This is a genomic window from Hyphomicrobiales bacterium (genome assembly GCA_016125495.1).
Classification (GTDB): Bacteria; Pseudomonadota; Alphaproteobacteria; order Rhizobiales; family RI-29; genus RI-29.
In genome coordinates this window covers 1-14,239 of the sequence record WGLQ01000003.1, presented here as the reverse complement: position 1 = coordinate 14,239, position 14,239 = coordinate 1, and the positions used below count along the sequence as shown (strand labels likewise).

10 protein-coding genes are annotated in these 14,239 nt (G+C 67.1%); 9 read left to right on the top strand and 1 reads right to left on the bottom strand.

Going from position 1 to position 14,239, the window contains the following annotated elements; all coding sequences use genetic code 11:
* The first annotated feature begins 274 nt into the window (after positions 1-274).
* Together GC150_02335 and GC150_02330 are read left to right on the top strand one after the other, a co-directional pair.
* The gene (locus tag GC150_02335) at positions 275-1,741 is read left to right on the top strand and encodes an MBOAT family protein (protein MBI1383737.1); all 1,467 of its coding nucleotides are present in this window, start codon (positions 275-277) and stop codon (positions 1,739-1,741) included.
* A gap of 154 nt (positions 1,742-1,895) precedes the next feature.
* Positions 1,896-3,491 (top strand): hypothetical protein, encoded by a 1,596-nt coding sequence (locus GC150_02330; protein ID MBI1383736.1) that lies wholly within the window; start codon positions 1,896-1,898, stop codon positions 3,489-3,491.
* Between the two features lie 183 nt (positions 3,492-3,674).
* Here GC150_02330 and GC150_02325 read toward each other — a convergent pair whose 3' ends face one another.
* Complete coding sequence (locus GC150_02325) at positions 3,675-5,234, bottom strand: DUF4189 domain-containing protein (protein ID MBI1383735.1); 1,560 nt, start codon at positions 5,232-5,234, stop codon at positions 3,675-3,677.
* 72 nt (positions 5,235-5,306) lie between these two features.
* On the opposite strand from GC150_02325, the gene GC150_02320 reads away from it, so the two are divergent.
* From GC150_02320 to GC150_02290, 7 genes are all read left to right on the top strand, one after another.
* Positions 5,307-6,122 carry a PhnD/SsuA/transferrin family substrate-binding protein gene (locus GC150_02320; GenBank protein ID MBI1383734.1) on the top strand — a complete coding sequence of 272 codons (816 nt, stop codon included), beginning with the start codon at positions 5,307-5,309 and terminating at the stop codon, positions 6,120-6,122.
* The gene (locus tag GC150_02315; protein ID MBI1383733.1) at positions 6,119-7,618 is read left to right on the top strand and encodes a HAMP domain-containing protein; all 1,500 of its coding nucleotides are present in this window, start codon (positions 6,119-6,121) and stop codon (positions 7,616-7,618) included. The genes GC150_02320 and GC150_02315 overlap by 4 nt, the downstream gene beginning before the upstream one ends.
* Entirely contained in the window at positions 7,608-8,936 is a 1,329-nt protein-coding gene (locus GC150_02310) for a response regulator (protein MBI1383732.1), read from the top strand. The genes GC150_02315 and GC150_02310 overlap by 11 nt, the downstream gene beginning before the upstream one ends.
* 191 nt (positions 8,937-9,127) lie before the next feature.
* Positions 9,128-9,649: an arsenate reductase (azurin) small subunit gene (locus tag GC150_02305; protein MBI1383731.1), complete on the top strand. Its 522-nt coding sequence runs from the start codon at positions 9,128-9,130 to the stop codon at positions 9,647-9,649.
* An 11-nt stretch (positions 9,650-9,660) separates the two neighbouring features.
* The gene (locus tag GC150_02300) at positions 9,661-12,126 is read left to right on the top strand and encodes an arsenate reductase (azurin) large subunit (protein ID MBI1383730.1); all 2,466 of its coding nucleotides are present in this window, start codon (positions 9,661-9,663) and stop codon (positions 12,124-12,126) included.
* Positions 12,127-12,410: 284 nt separating this feature from the next.
* The gene (gene caiD, locus GC150_02295; GenBank protein ID MBI1383729.1) at positions 12,411-13,214 is read left to right on the top strand and encodes a crotonobetainyl-CoA hydratase; all 804 of its coding nucleotides are present in this window, start codon (positions 12,411-12,413) and stop codon (positions 13,212-13,214) included.
* 27 nt (positions 13,215-13,241) lie between these two features.
* Positions 13,242-14,195, top strand: a complete 954-nt coding sequence (locus tag GC150_02290) for a 3-hydroxybutyryl-CoA dehydrogenase (protein ID MBI1383728.1) — start codon at positions 13,242-13,244, stop codon at positions 14,193-14,195.
* Positions 14,196-14,239: the final 44 nt, after the last annotated feature.

Sequence of the window (14,239 nt, the reverse complement as noted above, 5' to 3'; positions counted from 1 at the left end):
GCGACCTTCAGGCTCGGGGTTGTTAGCATGCGGCCGGCGCGCCGGGCAACGCACGTCCAGTCGTTTCGCCCACAGCCGCGCCCGCGGATCGTGTCGGCCATCCAATGGCCAGCCTGACCGGGCGACTCGACCGGCGACATCTGCTAGCAAGGCTCGAGCGAGTCCCCACCGGGGGGCGCCGGGACCCGCGACCGGCCCGCCTGCGGATTTCGCCGACCGGGCCGGCAACCTCAGTGCCCTCCCACACGATCGACGCCGAGGCACCGACGCGGCAATGCTATTCCCGACCCTCGATTTTGCTCTCTTCTTCGTGCTCGTCTTCTCGGCGAGCTGGGCGCTCATGGAACGGGCCTCGCTGCGCAAGCTCGTCCTGTTGGCGGCGAGCTATGTCTTCTATGCATGGTGGGACTGGCGCTTCCTGGGGCTGCTCGCGGCCAGCTCGCTCATCAACTACACGGCCGGTGCCATCCTCGTGCGTACCGCCTCCGAGCGGGCGCGCTCCTGGGTGGTCGGTTTCGCCGTCGTCCTCAACCTCGCGATCCTCGGCTTCTTCAAGTACTACGGCTTCTTCATGGAGAGCCTCGGGCGCGCTCTCACCCACTTCGGCCTCGAGCGCGATCTGCCGATGCTCGAGATCGTGCTGCCCGTCGGCATCTCCTTTTTCACGTTCCAGGGCATCTCGTACGTCGTCGACGTCGCGCGCCGCGATGTCAAAGCCGTGCGCTCCCCCCTCGATCTCTTCCTCTACATCTCGTTCTTTCCCCAGCTGGTCGCCGGCCCGATCGTGCGCGCGGCGCATTTCCTGCCGCAGCTCGAGCGCCCCGCCCGCCTCAGCCGCGAGCGCCTCGCCTTCGGTCTCGTCCTCGTGCTTTCCGGTCTCTTCAAGAAAATGGTGGTCGCCAACTATCTGGCGAGCGAGATCGTGGACGAGGCGTTCTTCGACCCGTCGGCGCGCGGTGGCATCGATCTCGCGCTCGGCGTCTATGCTTACGCGGTGCAGATCTACTGCGATTTTTCCGGCTACAGCGAGATCGGCATCGGCACGGCGGCGCTCCTCGGCTACCACTTCCACGCCAACTTCAACCAGCCTTATCGTGCGGCCTCGCTCCAGGAGTTCTGGCGGCGCTGGCACATCTCGCTTTCGGAATGGCTCCGCGACTATCTCTACAAGCCACTCGGCGGCAGCCGCCATGGTGCGTTCGCCACTTACCGCAACCTCTTCCTCACCATGCTGCTCGGCGGCCTGTGGCACGGCGCCAACTGGACCTTCGTCGTCTGGGGCCTCATCCACGGCGGCGCGCTCGCCTTCGAGCGCATGCTGCGCGCCATGGTGTCGCGCCCCGCACCGGTGCTTTCCGTCGCCGATGCGGGCACGACGGCGCACGCTGGCGAGCCGCCCGCCTCGCCCCTCTCCCGCCTCGTCGGCATCCTCGTCACGTTCCACATCGTGTGCTTTGCCTGGGTTTTCTTTCGCTCACCCGATTTCGCGACGGCGACCGCCTACCTCGAAGGCCTCCAGCGGCTCGACGCGCCGATCGAGCTGGCGACGCCGTTCGTCGTCACACTGGTGGCAGGCGCGCTCGTCTGCCAGTTCCTGCCAGCCTCGATCGTCGAGCGGATGTCGTTGCTGCTCTCGCGGCTCGGCTTCATCGGGCTCGGGCTGGTCGCCGGTATCGGCATCTGGCTGATCGAGGTCATCGGCCCCGAGGGGGTCGCACCCTTCATCTACTTCCAGTTCTGAGGCGGGCAGCGGCCCCGGAACGGGCGCCGGGCCGAGGTCTGCCACCCACTTGGTCAGCGCTCCACCGGTTGTCCCGGCCGGCCGTCGCGCTTATCCTTGCCGCTGGCGGGAGACTTTCGCCATCCGCGACGATGCAGACCTCGGAACTCGAGAGATGCCGATGACCTCCGTATTGCGCTTCGTCTTGCTCGGAGCGGTCGCAGCGCTTCTCGCCGCGTCGCCGGTGCGGGCGGGTGATCTGCGCATCGCCCTGGTGATCGGCAATGCCGCCTATGAGAACGCGGACCCGCTGCCCAATCCGGTCCACGACGCGAGCGACGTTGCAGCCGCCCTCGATGCGATGGGGTTCGAGGTCCACCTCGGTCTCGATCTCGCTCGCGGCGATCTCGCGAGCCGCCTCGAGGCCTTCGCCGAACGCCTCGAGGTGGCGAGCACGGCGGTCGTCTATTACGCCGGCCACGGGCTCCAGGTGAACGGCCGCAATTTCATCCTTCCGGTCGATGCCCGCCTCGCCGACGAGGCCGATCTGCCGTTCGAACTGGTGCCGCTCGACGAGGTCGTCCAGCTTCTCTACGCGCACCGCCTGACGACCGTCGTTTTCCTCGACGCCTGCCGCAACAACCCCCTCGGCGAGGCGCTCGCCGAGGCCCTCGGCGAGCGGCGGGACGCGGTCGGCGCGGGTCTGGCGGCCATCGATGTCGGTTATGGTTCCTTGCTCGCCTACGCGACGCAGCCGGGCAACGTCGCCTTCGACGGTGAAGGTCGAAACAGTCCGTTCACCGGCGCCCTTCTGCGCCACATCGCGACGCCGGACACCGACGTCCAGGCCATGCTCCGCCTCGTTCGCCGTGATGTCATCGCAGCGACCGCAGAGCAGCAGATCCCCTGGGACAATTCTTCCCTTGTCGGCACCCTCGAACTCGCCCGCTCGACATCGGGTGATGGCGACCGTCAGGCGCCTGGTCCAGTGCGCGAGGATGGTCCGCCGGCCGTCGTCGAGAAGCCGGCGCAAGGCGACCTCAGCCTCTTCCTGCCGCCCGGGGGTGGCGCAACGGGCACCAGGACGGACGGCCCCTCGACGAGCGGTCGTCCCCCGGTCGATGCCTGCGACATCGTCGCCGGCAGTGACAACGACCGCGAGCGCGTGGTGCCGGGCAACGAATTCCGTGTGCTGGACGGCACCGCCGGGATCGCCGTCTGCGAGAAGGCGCTCGCTGCCTACCCCGGCACGCCGCGCTTCATGTATCAGCTCGCGCGGTCCTACCAGAAGGCGGAACGTTATGGCGAGGCGGCCCGGCTCTACGAGCCATTGGTGCGCCAGGGCTATCTCGCCGCCTTCACCAACTACGGCTACATGATGGAGCGTGGACTCGGCGTTGCGCGCGACCACGAGCGTGCCGTGCGATTGCACCTGTCGGCCTCCCACCAGGGGGACAAATTCGCGATGTTCAACACCGCCGCGGCCTACGACTCGGGCGACGGCCTGCCGGCCAATCCCGTGCAGGCTGCGCGCTGGATCTACGCCGCCCTGCGGCTCGGCCACGATTACACCGTGCGTCAGATGCGCGGTGCCTGGAAGGGCTGGACGCTCGAGTTCCGGATCGAATTGCAGCGCCTGATGCGCGAGGCAGGGCTCTACGAGGGGCAGCTCGACGGCATTTTCGGTCCTCGCTTCATGGCGGGGCTGGATCGTCTGCCGAGCCTGCCCAACGCGCCGTTGCCCGGCGGCACGCGGCCAGGCGCGAACTAGTGTTCCGGCTCCGACACTTGATACCCTTTGCGGCACTCGATTGCTCAAGTGTCGGCGCCAAGAGGAACACCAGCAAGTTTGTAATTCTTGTGCAGCCTATGCATCCAACATTTGGTACCCGCTCGCGGCAAGGTTCCGAACCAAACGTTGGAAGCGCTGCACTAGGTCGAACTTCGATTGCACCTAGGGCTTCTTCGGCAGCACCTCGACGGGCCCCTGCGAGCCGAGCGACTGGTCGCCCGGCAGATGCCGACCCGAACCTCCGCCCGACGAGCCCGCCGTCTGATCGCCCGGCAGATGGCGCCCCTGACCATCGCCGGAGGGTGCGGCGCTGGTGCCGATGCACTCGGTATGGCGCACGCGGCACGTGCCGCCGCCCTTCTCACGATTGCAGTAGGCGAGCACCGCATCGATCGCGCCCGCCTTGTCGCGTGCTCCGTTGGTGAAGGCTTGGGTGTGGTTCACGCGGTTCCGCCGCGAGCCGCTGGTGTAGTTCGTCGTCGCGAGCGACAGGCACGCGGGCCCCGAGGCCGATGAGATGCGCGGATCGCCCGAGCGATTGCGACGTCGCAGTTGCTGCAGGGCTGCCTGCTCTGCGGCGCGCCTCGTCAGCTGTCCGCTCGACGTCCCATAGCGGCCATTGCCGAGGAAGGCGATCGCGACCCAGGGACCGGGCGTCGGAGTGCTATCGATCAGTTCGACGGTCCGGCGTGTGATCTGGCCCGTGGCCTCGAGACCGGCATTGCGCTGGAAGGCCGCGACCGCCTGCACCAGTTCCTGCTGCAGGGTGCCGTCGAAAACACTGATCGAATAGCCGAAATCGTAGAGCCGCTGCTGCAGGCGCAAGAGCAGATCGCTCGTGAGCACAACGGCCGAATCCGCGCCTTCGCCACCTCCTTTGTCGGGTTTGACCGGGCCTCCTTCCTGCTCGCCGTTGTTCGCCTGCTGGCCCTGGTCCGTGCACCAGCGCCGGTGCTGTTCCTGCGCCCGTTTGTCTCCTTTGGGAGCTTCGCGGATGTCCGCGTAGGTCCAGGCATAGAAGGCGCGTTCGCCCTTGGTGATCTCACTCTTGATGATCGCGCTGAGCTTGGCGATGGTGACTCGTGTGCCGAAGGCCTCCACGTCGTCGATCCGGCAGCGTACGAAGATGACGTCGTCCGGGGCCGGCGTTCGGCAGATTTCACGCTGATATTGCGCCGCGATGCCAAGCAGGCGCTCCATGCGGGATTTGTCGCCGGCCTGCTGGGCTTCCAGGGCGTGGAGGATAATGGAGGTTATGGAGTTGGCTGCGTAGGCCGTTGGGCAGAGGCCGGGCCGGTTGGCGTCCTCGACGAGGCCGTGCAGTGTCCATTGCGGCGCGTTGGCCCGCTCGACACTCTTCGACTGCGCGGCGGCGCCCGTGCCGCAGAGCACCGTCAGGACGAGCCCGGCAACGAATGTCCTGCCATATCCCGCGATTTCCACCGGCATGGTTCCCCAATTCGCTTTGGCGGCAGAATGGAGACGCCAGAATAATCCGGCAAAGACGATGATGCCAGTCCGCAAGGGCAGCCACATCGCGCGGCTCGCGGTCTCGTGATGCGGGTGTTGAACTCCCCATGAGGCCAAGGCATCGGTGTCACCACGTCTGCAGGTCGAGCCGGTCACGGCCAGCCCGGCGCCGACGGATCGCCTTGCTGCTCGGCCCTGCGGTGGTAAGCTCGCCGCCAACGGGACGCCACCGGCAATGTTGGGCGGCGCCATGGGAGGATCGTCGTGGGTATTGGCAATCAGCCAAGTCGGCGGTTGTTCGTCGCAGGGGCGGTGGCGGCAGTGATGTCGAGCGGCTCGCCTCGGCGCGCAGTCGCGGGCCTTGATGTGGTCCGCTTCGGGCTGACCCCGGTCTTCCTGAACAACGATCTCGAACTGCTCTCGCGCCTCAAGGAGTATCTGGCGCGCCGGCTGGGGAGCGAGGTCATGCTCGTCCAGCGCCGCACCTACGAGGAGATCACCTCCCTGCTCGTCTCGGGGCAGCTCACGGCAGCCTGGATTTGTGGCTACCCCTACGTCACCTATCGCGAACAGCTCTCCGTCGTTGCCGTCCCGCTCTGGCGTGGGCGCCCGCTCTATCAGTCCTACGTCATCGTCGGCGCCGAACGCCCGGCAGACCGGCTCGAGGACCTGACGGGTGACATCCATGCCTTCTCGGACCCCAACAGCAACTCCGGCTATCTGGTGACCATGGCAGCGCTGGCCGAGCGGGCCCAGCGCCCCGAGGAGTTCTTTCGCCGCACGTTCTTCACCTATGGGCATCGCAATGTCGTGCGCGCCGTTGCTTCCGGGCTCGCCGAGAGCGGCAGCGTCGACGGCTACGTTTGGGAGGTCATCGCCGAACTCGAGCCCGAATTGGCGGGGCGCACGCGCGTTCTGCTGCGCTCCGACTGGCTGGGCTTTCCGCCGATCGCCTGCATGGCGCGCCTTCGCGAGGCTCGCGCGACGATTGCCCTGCGCGAGGCACTGCTCGACATGAGTAACGACCCGGTCGGGGCCGAGGTGCTTCGTCTGCTGCGGCTCGACGGCTTTGCGCCCGCAACGCCGAGCCTCTTCGACGGCATCGCGGCAAAGCTCGAACAGGTGCGGAGGGCGGGATGATGCCGTGGCTCCTGCGCATGCTGACCGGTCTCAACCCGCTCGGCTGGCCGCTCGCCTACCGTGTTCCGGCGGTCGTCGTGCTGCTCATGCTGAGCGTCAGCGTGCTCGTCAGCGACCGCGTGCTCGTTCGCCTTGTCGAGACCCAGAAGCGCCATCTGTCGGAGCTGTCCGGCGCCTATCTGGACGGCCTCTCATCGGCCGTGCTGCCGCACGTGCTGCGCGAGGACGTCTGGGAGGTCTATGACGTCCTCGAGCGCGCGGGCCAGCGCTACGAGGGCCTCGACATCGCCTGGACCACGGTTACCGGACCGGACGGGCTGGTGCTCGCCTCGAGCCTGCCGCGCGAGTTCCCGCTGCAGTCGCCCCTGGCGGAGACGATCCGTGCGCGCTCGTCGCCAGAGGTCGCCGCCAGCATGGACGAGGATGACGGCCGCTTCGGTCTGAGCCGTGACCTCGTCTACCAGAACCGGGTCGTCGGGACGATCTACGCCGAGGTCGGCATCGCCGCGCTGATCGAGGAGCGCTGGGACGTGCTGAAGACTCTCCTCGTCACCAATGCCCTCCTGACACTCCTCCTCGCGATCGTCGGCTATGCCGCGGTGCGCCGCATGCTGCGCCCGATCGACGTTCTCGCCGAGCACATGAATACAGGTGTTTCGGGGCGGGTCACGCCGATTCCCGAGCATCAGCTCGGCCAGCCCAGGAGCGAATTCGGCCGCCTGTTCCGCAACTACAACTCGCTGGTCGACAGCGTCGCCGAACGCGAGAAGCTGTTGAGCCGCCTTGCCGAGGAGGAGCGCCTCGCCGCCCTTGGTCGCCTGGCCTCCGGCATGGCCCACGAGATCAACAACCCGCTCGGCGGTATGCTCAACGCCCTGCAGACCCTGAAACGTCACGGCGAGCGGGCGGACGTGCGTGTCGGTTCGGCGAGCCTCATCGAGCGGGGCCTTCTCGGCATCCGCAATGTCGTGCGCTCGACACTCGCGACCTACCGTGCCGGGCACGACCAGCAGGCCCTCAGCCCGGCGCATCTCGACGATATCGCCGTTCTCATACGCCCGGAGTTGCGCCGCCGTGGCCTGCAGCTCGACTGGCACAACGGCCTGGACGAGAGGCTCCGCGTTCCAGCCCATGCCGTGCGCGACGCCACCCTCAACCTGTTGTTGAACGCCTGCGCGGCCTCGCCGAAGGGAGCAACCATCGGCTTTTCCGCCGAGCGCCGGGATGGCATGCTGGTTGTGCGCGTGAGCGACCAGGGACCCGGCATGCCCGCCCCCTTGTGCGCCTTCCTCGAGGACCGCGCGCGCGCCGGGCTGCCGGTCGACCAGGAGGGCGGCCTCGGACTCTGGATCGTCAAGCGGCTCTTGTTCGAGGCGCGCGGACGGATCGAGGTCGAGGCACGTCCGGCCGGCGGCTCGATGATCACGATGTGGTTCCCGCAGGGCGCCTCGGCCCTGGGCAGCAAGGTCGAGCAGGAGTTTTCGGATGTTGCTTGAGGGACGCTCGATCGCGCTCATCGAGGACGACCCGATCATGGGCGAGAGCCTCTGGCAGGCGCTGCGCCTCGAGGGTGCCCGCGTGAAGTGGTGGCGCGACGGCAGCGAGGCCCGCCGCGGGCTCGCGGCCAATTGCCCCGACATCGTCATCTGCGACATCCGGCTTCCAGACGGCTCGGGCGCCGACCTCTACTGCGAGATATCCTCTCGTCAGGCCGTGCCGCCCTTCCTGTTCATGACCGCATACGGCACGATCGACGAGGCGGTCGGTCTCCTGCGGGCCGGCGCGAGCGACTACATCACCAAGCCCTTCGACATGGAAAACCTCCTGGATCGCGTAAATGCGCTCGCGCCGGCCTGCGCCGCTACGCCCGGCGCCGGCACCATGGGCGCATCGCCGGCGATGCGCCAGGTCGAGGCGCTCTTGCTGCGGGTCGCCGATCTGCCGAGCGCGGTGCTCCTTTGCGGCCCGACAGGAAGCGGCAAGGAGGTCGCGGCCGCGTTCCTGCACTCGGCCAGCGTGCGCGCCGACCAGCCCTTCGTTGCCGTCAATTGCGCGGCGCTGCCCGCCGATCTCATGGAGAGCGAGATTTTCGGCCACGAGCGCGGTGCCTTCACTGGCGCCCACGCCTCCCACAAGGGTTACGCCGAGCGCGCCGGTTCCGGAATTCTTTTCCTCGATGAGATCGGCGAGATGCCGCTTGCGCTTCAGGCAAAGCTGCTGCGCCTCGTCGAAGTGCGCTCGTTCACGCGGGTCGGTGGGGAACGGCCTCTGCGCTTCGATGCTCGGCTCGTCTGCGCCTCCAACAGCGACCTCGCCGAGGCCGTGGTGACCGGCGCCTTCCGCCCCGACCTCTATCACCGCATCAACACGATCGAGGTTCGCATCCCCCCGCTCGCCGAGCGCAGGGAAGATATCGAGGGCCTGCTCCGCCACTTCTTCGAGGCCTTCAACGAGCACTATCAGTCGCGCCTGCGCGGGTTCACCTCGACGGCACTCGAGATGGCTCACGAACACGATTGGCCGGGCAACGTGCGCGAGCTTCGCAATCGGGTCGAGCGTGCGGTGGCCCTTGCGGCTGGTGAATGGATCATGCCCGCCGATCTCTTTCCCGACGGGTCCGCGAATGCTCAGGGTGCGTCCGGCGAGCAGTTCTTGACCCTCGCCGAGGTGCGTGCCCGGGCCGAGCGGCGTCAGATCGAGCGGGCCCTTGCCGCGACCGCTGGCAATGCCACCGACGCGGCCGAGCTGTTGGGCGTCTCGCGCACCACGCTTTGGGAGAAGATGAAGCGGCTCGCCATCTCGTCCAGCGATTGAAATTCGAGCCGCCCGCCCGTTCGGATTTCCGGACACCCCCTGCCGCGAATGTCCGGAAAATCGAACGTCGTCGACCCTTCCGGAAAATAAAAATACGTGAAATCAGACGCATAGGGGGATGTTAACCTTGGCACGCCGGTTGCTCTTCTCCGCTCGACCCGAACCAACGGGCCGATCTGGAGGAGACATCCATGAAGGGTTGCAACAAGCTGGTCGATCTCGGCCGGCGCCAGTTCCTGAGAGGCGGCGCACTCGCGACGGCGGGCGCCGCGGCTGCCACCATGCTGCCGGCGCGGGCCGAGGCGAAGGTGGCGAGCGCGCTCGTCGAGTATCCGGTCACGAGGCTCGCCAATTTGGCCGACCTCAAGGCCGACGAGCCGCTCGAAGTCGCCTATCCCGATGCCGATGCGCCGGGCGTCGTGATGAAGCTCGGAAAGCGGATCGAGGGTGGTGTCGGCCCCGACGGTGACATCGTCGGATTTTCCACCGTTTGCCCGCACAAGGGCTTTCCGCTGAGCTACAACGCCGAGCGCCGCACGCTCAACTGCCCCGGCCATTACTCGGTCTTCGATTGCGAGGCCGGCGGCATGCAGGTTTGGGGACAGGCAACCCAGAACCTCCCGCAATACATGCTCCGCGTGGACGACAAGGGCGACATCTATGCCGAAGGCGTCGATGAGCTGCTCTACGGTCGCCTGTCGAACGTGCTCTGAGGGAGGATGAAATGGCTTATAAGCGACACGTGGACCGTTTGCCCATCATTCCGGCGGACGCCAAGAAGCACAACGTCACCTGCCACTACTGCATCGTCGGCTGCGGCTATCACGCCTACACTTGGCCGGTGAACAAGCAGGGCGGCACGGCACCCGGTGAGAACGCACTCGGCGCCGATCTCTCGCGCCAGCAGGGCGCCGAGACGGACGCCTGGTACGCTCCCTCGATGTACAACGTCGTCAAGCAGAACGGCCGCGACGTCCACCTCGTCATCAAGCCGGATCAGGGCTGCACCGTGAACTCCGGCCTCGGCTCCGTGCGCGGCGCCCGCATGGCGGAGAACCGGCGCTCCGACATCACCGGCACGCAGCAGCAGCGCCTCGCCGAGCCGATGGTCTGGCGCTATGGCACGTGGCAGCCGACGAGTTGGGACGACGCGCTCGACCTCGTTGCCCGCGTCACCGCCCGCGTCATCGACAAGGACGACGAGGACGACCTTTTCGTCTCCATGTTCGACCACGGCGGCTCGGCCGGCGGCTATGAGAACACCTGGGGCACCGGCAAGCTCTATTTCCAATCCATGAAGGTCAAGAACTGCCGCATCCACAACCGCCCGGCCTACAACTCCGAGGTTCACTCGAGCCGCGACATGGGCGTCGACGAGCTGAACTACGCCTACGAGGACTACGGTCTCACCGATACGATCATGATCGTCGGTGCGAACCCGCTCGAAACGCAGACGAATTTGTTCCTCAACCACATGGTTCCCGGGATGCGCAAGGGCGCCAAGGTCATCTTCGTCGACCCGCGCCGCACCGTCTCCGTCAATGCCGCCGAGATCGAGGCGGGCAAGGACAACGTCCTCCACCTGGCGATCGCCTCGGGCACCGACCTCGCGCTCTTCAACGCCATTTTCACGCACATCGTCGAGAAGGGCTGGGTCGACAGCGACTTCATCGCCAAATCCACCTTCCAGGGGGATGTCGCGCAACCCCAGAACGAACAGTTCCCCTCCCCACTCGGCTCCTTCGAGATGGCCAAGGCCGAGTGCCGCATGTCGCTCGCCGAGGCGGCCGGGATCTGCGGCGTTTCCGAGGCCGACATCATGAAGGCGGCCGCCTGGATCGCCGAGCCGATCGACGGCCGGCGCCGCAAGTGCGTCACGGCCTACGAAAAGGGCATCATCTGGGGCAACGACAACTACCGCACGATCGGCGCGCTTGTGAACATCGGCCTCGCCACCGGCAACATCGGTCGCGAGGGCGGTGGCGTCTGCCGCCTCGGCGGTCACCAGGAGGGGTATTTTCGTCCCTCCGACGCCCATGTCGGGCGCCCGGCTCCCTACCTCGACCAGCTCATCATCGCCGGGCGCGGCAAGGTTCACCACATCTGGGCGAACGACCATTACAAGACGACGTTGAACGCCGTCGAGTTCAAGCGCGTCTACAACCGGCGCACGAACATGGTCAAGGAGGCCATGGACGCCCGTGCCGGCGCGACGCGCGAGGAACTGGTCGATGCGATCGTCGGTGCGATCGAAGCGGGTGGGTTGTTCTCCGTCAACGTCGACATCATCCACACCCAGATCGGTCAAGGCGCGCATGTCATCCTCCCGGCGGTCGAATCCGGGGAGATGAATCTGACCTCCATGAACGGCGAGCGGCGCATGCGCTTGGTCGAGAAATACATGGACGGTCCCGGCTCGGCGAAACCGGATTGCCTCATCGCGGCCGGTCTTGCCCAACACCTCGAGCGCGTGCTGCGCGAGGAAGGGCGCAACGAATACGCCGACCAGTTCAAGGGCTACGACTGGTCGAGCGAGGAAGACGCCTTCATGGACGGCTACAACAAGGGCAATCCGGAGGTGACCTACGAGCGCCTGCGCGCCATGGGCAACAATGGCGTCCAGGAGCCGGTCGTCGGTTTCGCGAACGGCCAGCTGGTCGGCACCAAGCGGCTCTACACGGACGGCAACTTCACGCGTCACGGTCGCCAGGACAAGAAGGCCCTCTTCTGCGGCGGTGGCTGGCGCGGGCTGCAGGCGCCGGGCAAGGCGGCACAGAAGGCGGGCCACCGCTTCCTGATCAACAACGGCCGCTCAAACATCAACTGGCAGAACTGGTTCCTCGACAAGGACAACGACTTCGTCTCCGACCGCTATCCCTATCCGTTCCTGGAGATCAATCCGGACGACATGGCGGAACTCGGCCTGAAGGCGGGCGATCTCGTCGAGGTCTACAACGACGTCGGTGCGACGCAGGCCATGGCCTACCCGACGCCGACCGCAAAGCGCGGCGAGACCTTCATGCTGTTCGGCGCGCCGACCGGCACGCAGGGCAACGTCATCAACGCCGGTGTCAACGAGCTGATCCTGCCGAACTACAAGCAGACCTGGGGCAACATCCGCAAGATTTCGGACGCCCCGGCGGCGATCGCGCACCTCTCCTTCAAGTCGAAGGAATACACCGCCGGCTGATCGGCTGGCCCTCTACGAAGAACCGTCCGGGCGCCAGCGCGCCCGGACGACGTCTCCCGGTTCCTCGGCGGTCCCGCAGGGTGCCACGGCCGTGGTGGGCCCTCGCCGGGGCGCCGGGCAGCCAGCGCCGGCGCATTCCAAAAAATGACAGATCGAGACGAATTCTCCGCAATGCGGTCGGCGCCGTTGCCCGACTGTTGGCCACGGTGATGGATCGTCGCGCCGGCCGACCGCCATGCGAAGGGCTTCGGCCGGCCCGGCTGCAACGCATGGAGTGGGTGTCGATGGGCCAGTACGTCGAGGTGAGGCGCAATGGCCATGTGCTCGAGGTGACGCTCGACAAGCCCAAGGTCAACGCCATCGATCACGAGATGAGCCGCGAGCTTGGTGCCGCATTCGCCGAATTGCGCGACGATCCAGAACTGCGCGTGGCGATCCTGACCGCGCGCGGCGATCGCATTTTCTCGGCGGGATGGGATCTCAAATCACTCGAGGCGGACGGCACGCAGCTCGACAACTGGTGGGAGGTCGGCGACTACGGCGATGGCGGCTTCGCCGGACTGACGGAGAACTGGAACAACAACAAGCCGGTGATCGCCGCCCTCAACGGGCTCGCCATCGGCGGCGGTTTCGAGCTGGCGCTGGCCTGCGACCTCGTCATCGCCTCCGAGCATGTCCAGTTCGCTTTACCCGAGCTGCCGCTCGGCATCGTCCCCGACGCCGGTGCCCTCCAGCGCCTCCCCCGCCGTGTGCCGCACAACATCGCCATGGAGATGTTCCTGCTCGGCAGGCGGATGCCGGCCAGCGAGGCCGCCCACTACGGCCTCGTCAACAAGGTGGTGCCGCATGCCGATCTGATGGCGGCCGCGCGCGAATGGGCTTCACACCTCGCCAAGGCCGCCCCCCTCGCGTTGCAGGCCGTCAAGGAAGTGCTGCGCGGCATCGAGTGCGTTCCGCTCGAGCAGGCTTTCGCGCGCATGCGCACCAACGAGATGAAGACCTATCGCGCAATGCTCGCGTCCGAGGACGCGCAGGAGGGCGTGCGTGCGTTCGTCGAGAGGCGCGAGCCTCGGTTCAAGGGTCGTTGAGGGGCATCGAGGGGCGGAGGGACCAGCATGGCGCGACCGGCACCCGGGGACGTAAGGCGTGTGGCGAGCATCGGCGCGGGCCCGATCGGGGCGGGCTGGGCGGCCCACTTCCTTGCGAGGGGCTACGATGTCTCGGCCTATCTCCACTCCATGGCCGAGCGCGCTGCCTTCGAGGAGGTCCTCGACACCGCCTGGATCAGCCTGACGGCGCTCGGCCTCGCGCCCGGCGCCTCGCGCGAGCGGCTGCGGCTGACCGACGATCTGGCCGAAGCGGTCGGCGATGCCGAGTTCGTCCAGGAAAGCGCCCCCGAGCGCCTCGACATCAAGCAGGACCTCTATGAGCGGCTCGGCCGGCTCGTTCCGGCTGGCGTCGTGATCTCCTCGAGCACCTCCGGTCTGCCGATGACCGACATTCAGGCCCGCTGCGAAACGCCCGAGCGCACCATCGTCGGCCATCCCTTCAATCCGCCCTATCTCCTGCCGCTGGTCGAGATCATCGGCGGCGCCCGAACCGCGCCCGAGGCGGTCGCCTGGGCCCGCGATTTTTACGCCCATGCCGGCAAGGCGCCGCTGGTGATGAAAAAGGAGGTGCCCGGCTTCGTTGCAACGCGCCTCCAGGAGGCCCTCTGGCGCGAGGCGCTGCACATGGTGGCGAACGGCGAGGCGACACCCGAAGACATCGACATCGCCCTGATGAACGGGCCCGCCCCGCGCATGGCGATCCAGGGCCAGTGCATGGCCTTTCACGTCGCCTGCGGGGCCGGCGGCATGGCCACCAACCTCGACCAGTTCGGGCCGGCGCTCAAACTGCCCTGGACCCGGCTCGAGGCGCCGGAGCTGACCGCCGAATTGCGCAATCGCATGGTCGATGGCTGCAACGCGATTGCCGGCGACCGCCATTTCAAGGACATGGCCGCCGAGCGCGACCGCGCCATCGTCGGGGTTCTGAAGGCGGTGCGTGCGGCGCGCGAGGGCGGCTGACGGCGGTAGGAGCGGGTGCGAGCGGGTGCGACCGTGTGGTGGGG

Excerpts from the sequence above, each read along its gene's own strand:
- GC150_02335 (MBI1383737.1), top strand. The coding sequence starts at position 275 with ATGCTATTCCCGACCCTCGATTTTGCTCTCTTCTTCGTGCTCGTCTTC.
- GC150_02330 (MBI1383736.1), top strand. The coding sequence starts at position 1,896 with ATGCCGATGACCTCCGTATTGCGCTTCGTCTTGCTCGGAGCGGTCGCA.
- GC150_02325 (MBI1383735.1), bottom strand. The coding sequence starts at position 5,234 with ATGGCGCCGCCCAACATTGCCGGTGGCGTCCCGTTGGCGGCGAGCTTA.
- GC150_02320 (MBI1383734.1), top strand. The coding sequence starts at position 5,307 with ATGTCGAGCGGCTCGCCTCGGCGCGCAGTCGCGGGCCTTGATGTGGTC.
- GC150_02315 (MBI1383733.1), top strand. The coding sequence starts at position 6,119 with ATGATGCCGTGGCTCCTGCGCATGCTGACCGGTCTCAACCCGCTCGGC.
- GC150_02310 (MBI1383732.1), top strand. The coding sequence starts at position 7,608 with ATGTTGCTTGAGGGACGCTCGATCGCGCTCATCGAGGACGACCCGATC.
- GC150_02305 (MBI1383731.1), top strand. The coding sequence starts at position 9,128 with ATGAAGGGTTGCAACAAGCTGGTCGATCTCGGCCGGCGCCAGTTCCTG.
- GC150_02300 (MBI1383730.1), top strand. The coding sequence starts at position 9,661 with ATGGCTTATAAGCGACACGTGGACCGTTTGCCCATCATTCCGGCGGAC.
- caiD (MBI1383729.1), top strand. The coding sequence starts at position 12,411 with ATGGGCCAGTACGTCGAGGTGAGGCGCAATGGCCATGTGCTCGAGGTG.
- GC150_02290 (MBI1383728.1), top strand. The coding sequence starts at position 13,242 with ATGGCGCGACCGGCACCCGGGGACGTAAGGCGTGTGGCGAGCATCGGC.